The following is a 6,556-nucleotide window of genomic DNA, read 5'->3' as shown; positions in this document are numbered from 1 at the left end:
TAACATTTTTAGATATATCCAAGGTTGTTAACTGATTGGATGAACAATTTAAATAAGTCAAATTAACATTTTTAGATACATCCAAGGTTGTTAACTGATTGGATGAACAACTTAAATAAGTCAAATTAACATTTTTAGAAACACCCAAAGCCTTTAGCTTATTGTAGTGACATCTTAATTGTTTCAAATTAACATTTTTAGATATATCCAAGGTTGTTAACTGATTGGATGAACAATTTAAATAAGTCAAATTAACATTTTTAGATACATCCAAAGCTGTTAAGTTATTCCCATCACAATATAAAGATTCTAAATTCTTAAAAAATTTTCCATCAAAAACTCCATTAAATTTTTTGTAGCTTAAGTTTAATCGAGTTAAAACTTTAAAATTATTGCTAGTTTTCCATGTTAATATTCCGGATAATTTTGTAAAAATAACCTCAGGATTACCATTAATAGCCTTAGCCATTTCTTCCCAGGTTAACCCCACCAGTTCATAATTCCATTTTTTTTCACTTTCCGAATATTGCATAAAAAAATTCAATATTCCATATACATCCATCGCATCATAATTGGTGGTGGATGATTCAAAATGCTCCCTCAAGTAATTTTCTTGTTTAGAAATATCAACGGTTGCCAACAGTGGTGTGGTTATAAAACACCACAACAAAATAAAAAGTAGATTTTTTTTCATAACATTTTTTTATTATTTATTATTTACATATGCTAATTTAATATATTTATTTATATTTTAATTTTATTTAAAAATAAATAGTTAATTATTTATTCTATATATTATTTTACTAAATCCTATTTTTAATAATAAATTTATCGCTTTCAATATCAAACCCACTATTTTTCACATAAAAAAAACCTGCTCTTTAGCAGGTTTTTTTTACTTTATTTTAGTTTAAATTATTTTTTTATAATTTTTTTGGATAATGTTCCTATTTCGGTATCTATATTTACGATATAAATTCCTGAAGGCAAATCTTGCAAATCCAATTCGTTATTTATTACCCTTGGATATCTTTTAACTTCTTTTCCTGCATAATTGTAAACACTCACTGATGTTACTTTTGCTGCTGTATTTATTTTTAATATATCTATTACCGGATTAGGAGTTAGTTGTATTGATTCTGTTTCATTTTCTAACCCTCCTATGAGTTTAAAATTTTCCGGTATGGTACTTATTAAACTTTTGGCTGAAAAAGGTAAAATTTTTTGTATCGTTACTTCATATTCTAATTCAAAAGTCCCGAATCTGGGACCTCCTCTCATCTTACATATCAATGTTTTTCCCGCATTCTTCGAACCCGCTATAAATCGCCCATTATAGGCATACATAGTTACCGGCAAACCGGTTGCTTTATCATACCAGGAATAATAGGTTTGCCCCCCATTTTTAGACTTGAAGTCCGAAGATAAATCTATAATCTCATAAAAACTTTTACTTCCTCCTTGGGTTGTTTCCTGAGGTGATATTTTAAGATATATTAAGCCTTTAGTATTAATATCAAAAGTTGAATACTTCAATAGATTATGAGAACAAGATACTTTTTTTATATTATCCATTGTTACATCTAAACTAGTTAATTTATTATAAGAGCAATTTAAATCTCTTAAACGATAATTATTGAATAAATCTAGTTTAGGCAATTGATTGTTATCACAGCTTAATTCATATAAATTTGAATTATTAGATAAATCCAAAGTTGATATACTATTGTTGGAACAATATAATCTAGATAAATAAAAATTTTTAGATACATCTATTGAAGTTAATTGATTTTCATTACAATTAAGTACACCTAAATTTAAACAATCGGACACATCTAAAGCTTTTAAATTATTTTCGTGACAATATAAATATTGTAATCCTTTTGTGTTTGATAAATTTAAATTGGTAAGTTTATTATTATAGCAGTGTAATGTTGATAAATTTTTATTATTAGATACATCTAAAAATGTAAGTTTATTATTATTACAATCAATATAACTTAGTTTACCATTATTACATACTTTTAACGTATTAATTTGATTATATCCACAATTTAAAACTATAAGAAATGGATTTTTTGATACATCTAAGGAGGTTAATTTATTACCCCCAACAAACAAATACTCTAGATACTTAAAATATTTTCCGTTAAAATCTCCTGTTAATTTCTTTTCTTCATAAACAATATCTATATAAATTTTAGTTACAACTTTATGACCATTGCGCTCTTCCCATATGAATTTTGATGATAATTTATTAATCAAAATTTCAGGTCTACCCATTAAAGTGTTATAAATATCTTTCCAGTTCAACCCTAGTTTCTCATAATTCCATTTTTTTGTTTCTTGAGAATATTGCATTAGAAAATTTAATATTCCATAGACATCTATTGGATTATATTTTGTAACTGAAGAAACCATATTGTTATTTACAATATAATCTTTTTTATCCAAAAATAATTCTTTAGCCGGTATAGTGGCACTTACAAACATGAACGCCAAAATAAATAATAGATTTTTTTTCATAATATTATTAATTTTAATATTTTATGCTAATATAGTATATTTAAATGAATATATAATTTATTAAAAAATAAAATATTATTTTTTTACAATAAACTATTACAATTATTTAAACATTAAAAAATCTATTTATCCCATGATTATTCATTGAATCAAAATATGAATATTGCATAGTATAGCTGTTAAAGATAGATTCATAAAAAAACTTTCAACTGATTGGAGAAAATTATAATATAGTTTTTTTTATATAAATGATACTTTTATTCGGACAAAAAAAACCTGCTCTTAAGCAGGTTCTTTTATTATTTTAATTTACTTTTTAATAATTTTCTTAGAAAGTATTCCCTGATCGGTTGCAAGATTCACTATATAAATTCCCGCAGATAAATTTTGTAAATCCAATTCATTATTTATTACTCTTGGATATCTTTTAACTTCTTTTCCTGCATAATTGTAAACACTTGCCGAGGTTACTTTTGCTGCAGTATTTATTTTTAATATATCTATTACCGGATTTGGTGTTAGTTGTATTGATTCTGTTTCATTTTCTTGCCCTCCTATGAGTTTAAAATTTTCCGGTAGGGTACTTATTAAACTTTTGGCAGAAAAAGGTAAAATTTTTTGTATAGTTACTTCATACTCTAATTCAAAACCTCTGAATCTGGGACCTCCACTCATCTTACAAATCAATGTTTTTCCCGCATTTTTCGAACCCGCTATAAATCGCCCATTATAGGCATACATAGTTACCGGCAAACCGGTTGCTTTATCATACCAGGAATAATAGGTTTGTCCCCCATTTTTAGACTTGAAGTCCGAAGATAAATCTATAATCTCATAAAAACTTTTACTTCCTCCTTGGGTTGTTTCCTGAGGTGATACTCTAAGATATATTAAGCCTTTAGTATTAATATCAAAAGTTGAATACTTCAATAGATTATGAGAACAAATTACACTTGCTATATTATCCATTGTTACATCTAAACTAGCTAATTTATTATAAGAGCATCTTAATTCTCTTAATCTATAATTATTGGATAAATCTAATTTAGGCAATTGATTGTTATCACAGCTTAATTCATATAAATAATAATTTTTAGATAAATCTAGTTTAGACAATTGATTATAATCACAGCTTAATTTATATAAAATTAAATTATTAGATAAATCCAAAGTTGATATACTATTGTTGGAACAATCTAATCTAGTTAATTTTAAATTTTTAGTTACATCTATTGAAGTTAATTGATTTTCATTACAATTAAGTACATCTAAATTTGAACAATCGGATACATCTAAAGCTTTTAAATTATTTCCGTTACAATGTAAAAATCCTAATCTTTTTGTGTTTGATAAATTTAAATTGGTAAGTTGATTATTATCACAGATTAACTTTTGTAAATATATATTATTAGATACATCTAAAAATGTAAGTTTATTATTATTACATTCAATAGACTTTAGTTTACCATTATTAGATATTTTTAATGTATTAATTTGATTATATTCACAATTTAAAACTACAAGAAATGGATTTTTTGATACATCTATGGAGGTTAATTCATTACCCTGAATATACAAATACTCTAAATGTATAAAATATTTTCCGTTAAAATTTCCGGTTAATTTCTTTTCTTCATCAATATTTTTTAATTTAATACTGGTTAAGACTTTAAAACCATTGCGCTCTTCCCATATGAAATTTGATGATAATTTATCAATCAAATTATCGGATCTACCCAATAAAGCGTTATAAATATCATTCCAGTTCAATCCTAGTTTCTCATAATTCCATTTTTTTGTTTCTTGAGAATATTGCATTAGAAAATTTAATATTCCATAGACATCCATTGGATTATATTTTGAAACTGAAGAAACCACATTATAATTTACAATGTAATCTTTTTTATCCAGAATTAATTCTTTAGCCGGCATAGTGGCACTTACAGACATGAACGCCAAAATAAATAATAGATTTTTTTTCATAATATTATTAATTTTTATATTTTATGCTAATATAGTATATTTAAATGAATATATGATTTATTTAAAAATAAAATATTATTTTTTTTACAATAAACTATTACAATTATTTAAACGTTAAAAATCTATTTATCCCATAATTATTCATTGAATCAAAATATGAATATTGCATAGTATAACTGTTAAAGTTAGATTCATAAAAAAAACTTTCAACTGATTGGAGCAAATTTGAATATAGTTTTTTTTATATAAATGATACTTTTATTCGGACAAAAAAAAACCTGCTCTTTAGCAGGTTTTTTTACTTTATTTTAGTTTAAATTATTTTTTTATAATTTTTTTGGATAATGTTCCTATTTCGGTATCTATATTCACGATATAAATTCCTGAAGGCAAATCTTGTAAATCCAATTCATTATTTATTACCCTTGGATATCTTTTAACTTCTTTTCCTGCATAATTGTAAACACTCACTGATGTTACTTTTGCTGCTGTATTTATTTTTAATATATCTATTACCGGATTTGGAAATAGTTGTATTGATTCTGGTTCATTTTCTAGCCCTCCTATGAGTTTAAAATTTTCCGGTATGGTACTTAATGAACTTTTGGCTGAAAAAGGTGAAATTTTTTGTATCGTTACTTCATATTCTAATTCAAAAGTCCCGAATCTGGGACCTCCTATCATCTTACATATCAATGTTTTTCCCGCATTTTTCGAACCCGCTATAAATCGCCCATTATAGGCATACATAGTTACCGGCAAACCGGTTGCTTTATCATACCAGGAATAATAGGTTTGTCCCCCATTTTTAGACTTGAAGTCCGAAGATAAATCTATAATCTCATAAAAACTTTTACTTCCTCCTTGGGTTGTTTCCTGAGGTGTTAAATTAAGATATATTAAGCCTTTAGTATTAATATCAAAAGTTGAATACTTCAATAGATTATGAGAACAAGATACTCTTTCTATATCATCCATTGTTACATCTAAACTAGTTAATTTATTATAAGAGCAATTTAAATCTCTTAAATTATAATTATTGAATAAATCTAGTTTAGGCAATTGATTGTTATCACAGCTTAATTCATATAAAATTGAATTATTAGATAAATCCAAAGTTGATATACTATTGTTGGAACAATATAATCTAAATAAATGAAAATTTTTAGATACATCTATTGAAGTTAATTGATTTTCATTACAATTAAGTATACTTAAATTTAAACAATCGGACACATCTAAAGCTTTTAAATTATTTTCGTGACAATATAAATATTGTAATCCTTTTGTGTTTGATAAATTTAAATTGGTAAGTTTATTATTATTACAGAACAACTCTTGTAAATATATATTATTAGATACATCTAAAAATGTAAGTTTATTATTATTACAATTAATAGAAATTATTTTACTGTTATTAGATATTTTTAACGTATTAATTTGATTATATCCACAATTTAAAACTATAAGAAATGGATTTTTTGATACATCTAAGGAGGTTAATTTATTACCCTGAATGTATAAAAACTTTAGATACATAAAATATTTTCCGTTAAAATTTCCGGTTAATTTCTTTTCTTCATCAACATTATTATCTAAATGAATTCTAGTTACAACTTTAAGACCATTGCGCTCTTCCCATTCGAAATATGATGATAATTTATTAATCAAAATTTCGGGTCTACCCATTAAAGTGTTATAAATATCTTTCCAGTTCAACCCTAGTTTCTCATAATTCCATTTTTTTGTTTCTTCAGAATATTGCATTAGAAAATTTAATATTCCATAGACATCTCTTGGATTATATTTTGAAACCGAGGAGACCACATTGTTATTTACAATGTAATCTTTTTTATCCAAAATTAATTCTTTAGCCGGTATAGTGGCACTTACAAACATGAACGCCAAAATAAATAATAGATTTTTTTTCATAATATTGTTAATTTTTATATTTTATGCTAATATAATATATTTAAATGAATTTACAATTTATTAAAAAATAAAATATTATTTTTTTACAATAAACTATTACAATTATTTAAACGTT

At 24.7% G+C, this 6,556-nt stretch carries 4 protein-coding genes; all 4 read right to left on the bottom strand.

From position 1 onward, the window contains the following. Window positions 1-694 (bottom strand): leucine-rich repeat domain-containing protein (locus J3U20_RS06135; protein ID WP_185150428.1); only part of this gene is annotated, 694 nt, incomplete at its 3' end. Between the two features lie 221 nt (window positions 695-915). Next, a complete protein-coding gene (locus tag J3U20_RS06130; protein ID WP_160542057.1) occupies window positions 916-2,526 on the bottom strand; it encodes a T9SS type A sorting domain-containing protein in 1,611 nt (536 codons plus the stop codon). 309 nt (window positions 2,527-2,835) lie between these two features. Beyond that, on the bottom strand, window positions 2,836-4,509 hold the full coding sequence (locus J3U20_RS06125; RefSeq protein WP_160542056.1) for a T9SS type A sorting domain-containing protein: 1,674 nt from the start codon (window positions 4,507-4,509) through the stop codon (window positions 2,836-2,838). Between the two features lie 318 nt (window positions 4,510-4,827). Continuing rightward, window positions 4,828-6,441 carry a T9SS type A sorting domain-containing protein gene (locus tag J3U20_RS06120; protein ID WP_160542055.1) on the bottom strand — a complete coding sequence of 538 codons (1,614 nt, stop codon included), beginning with the start codon at window positions 6,439-6,441 and terminating at the stop codon, window positions 4,828-4,830. Window positions 6,442-6,556 lie beyond the last annotated feature (115 nt).

Origin of the sequence: Apibacter sp. B3919 (assembly GCF_026537405.1) — a bacterium.
Lineage (GTDB): Bacteria > Bacteroidota > Bacteroidia > Flavobacteriales > Weeksellaceae > Apibacter.
The sequence above is the reverse complement of the archived record's forward strand: the minus strand, read 5'-3'. Positions and strand labels throughout refer to the sequence as shown.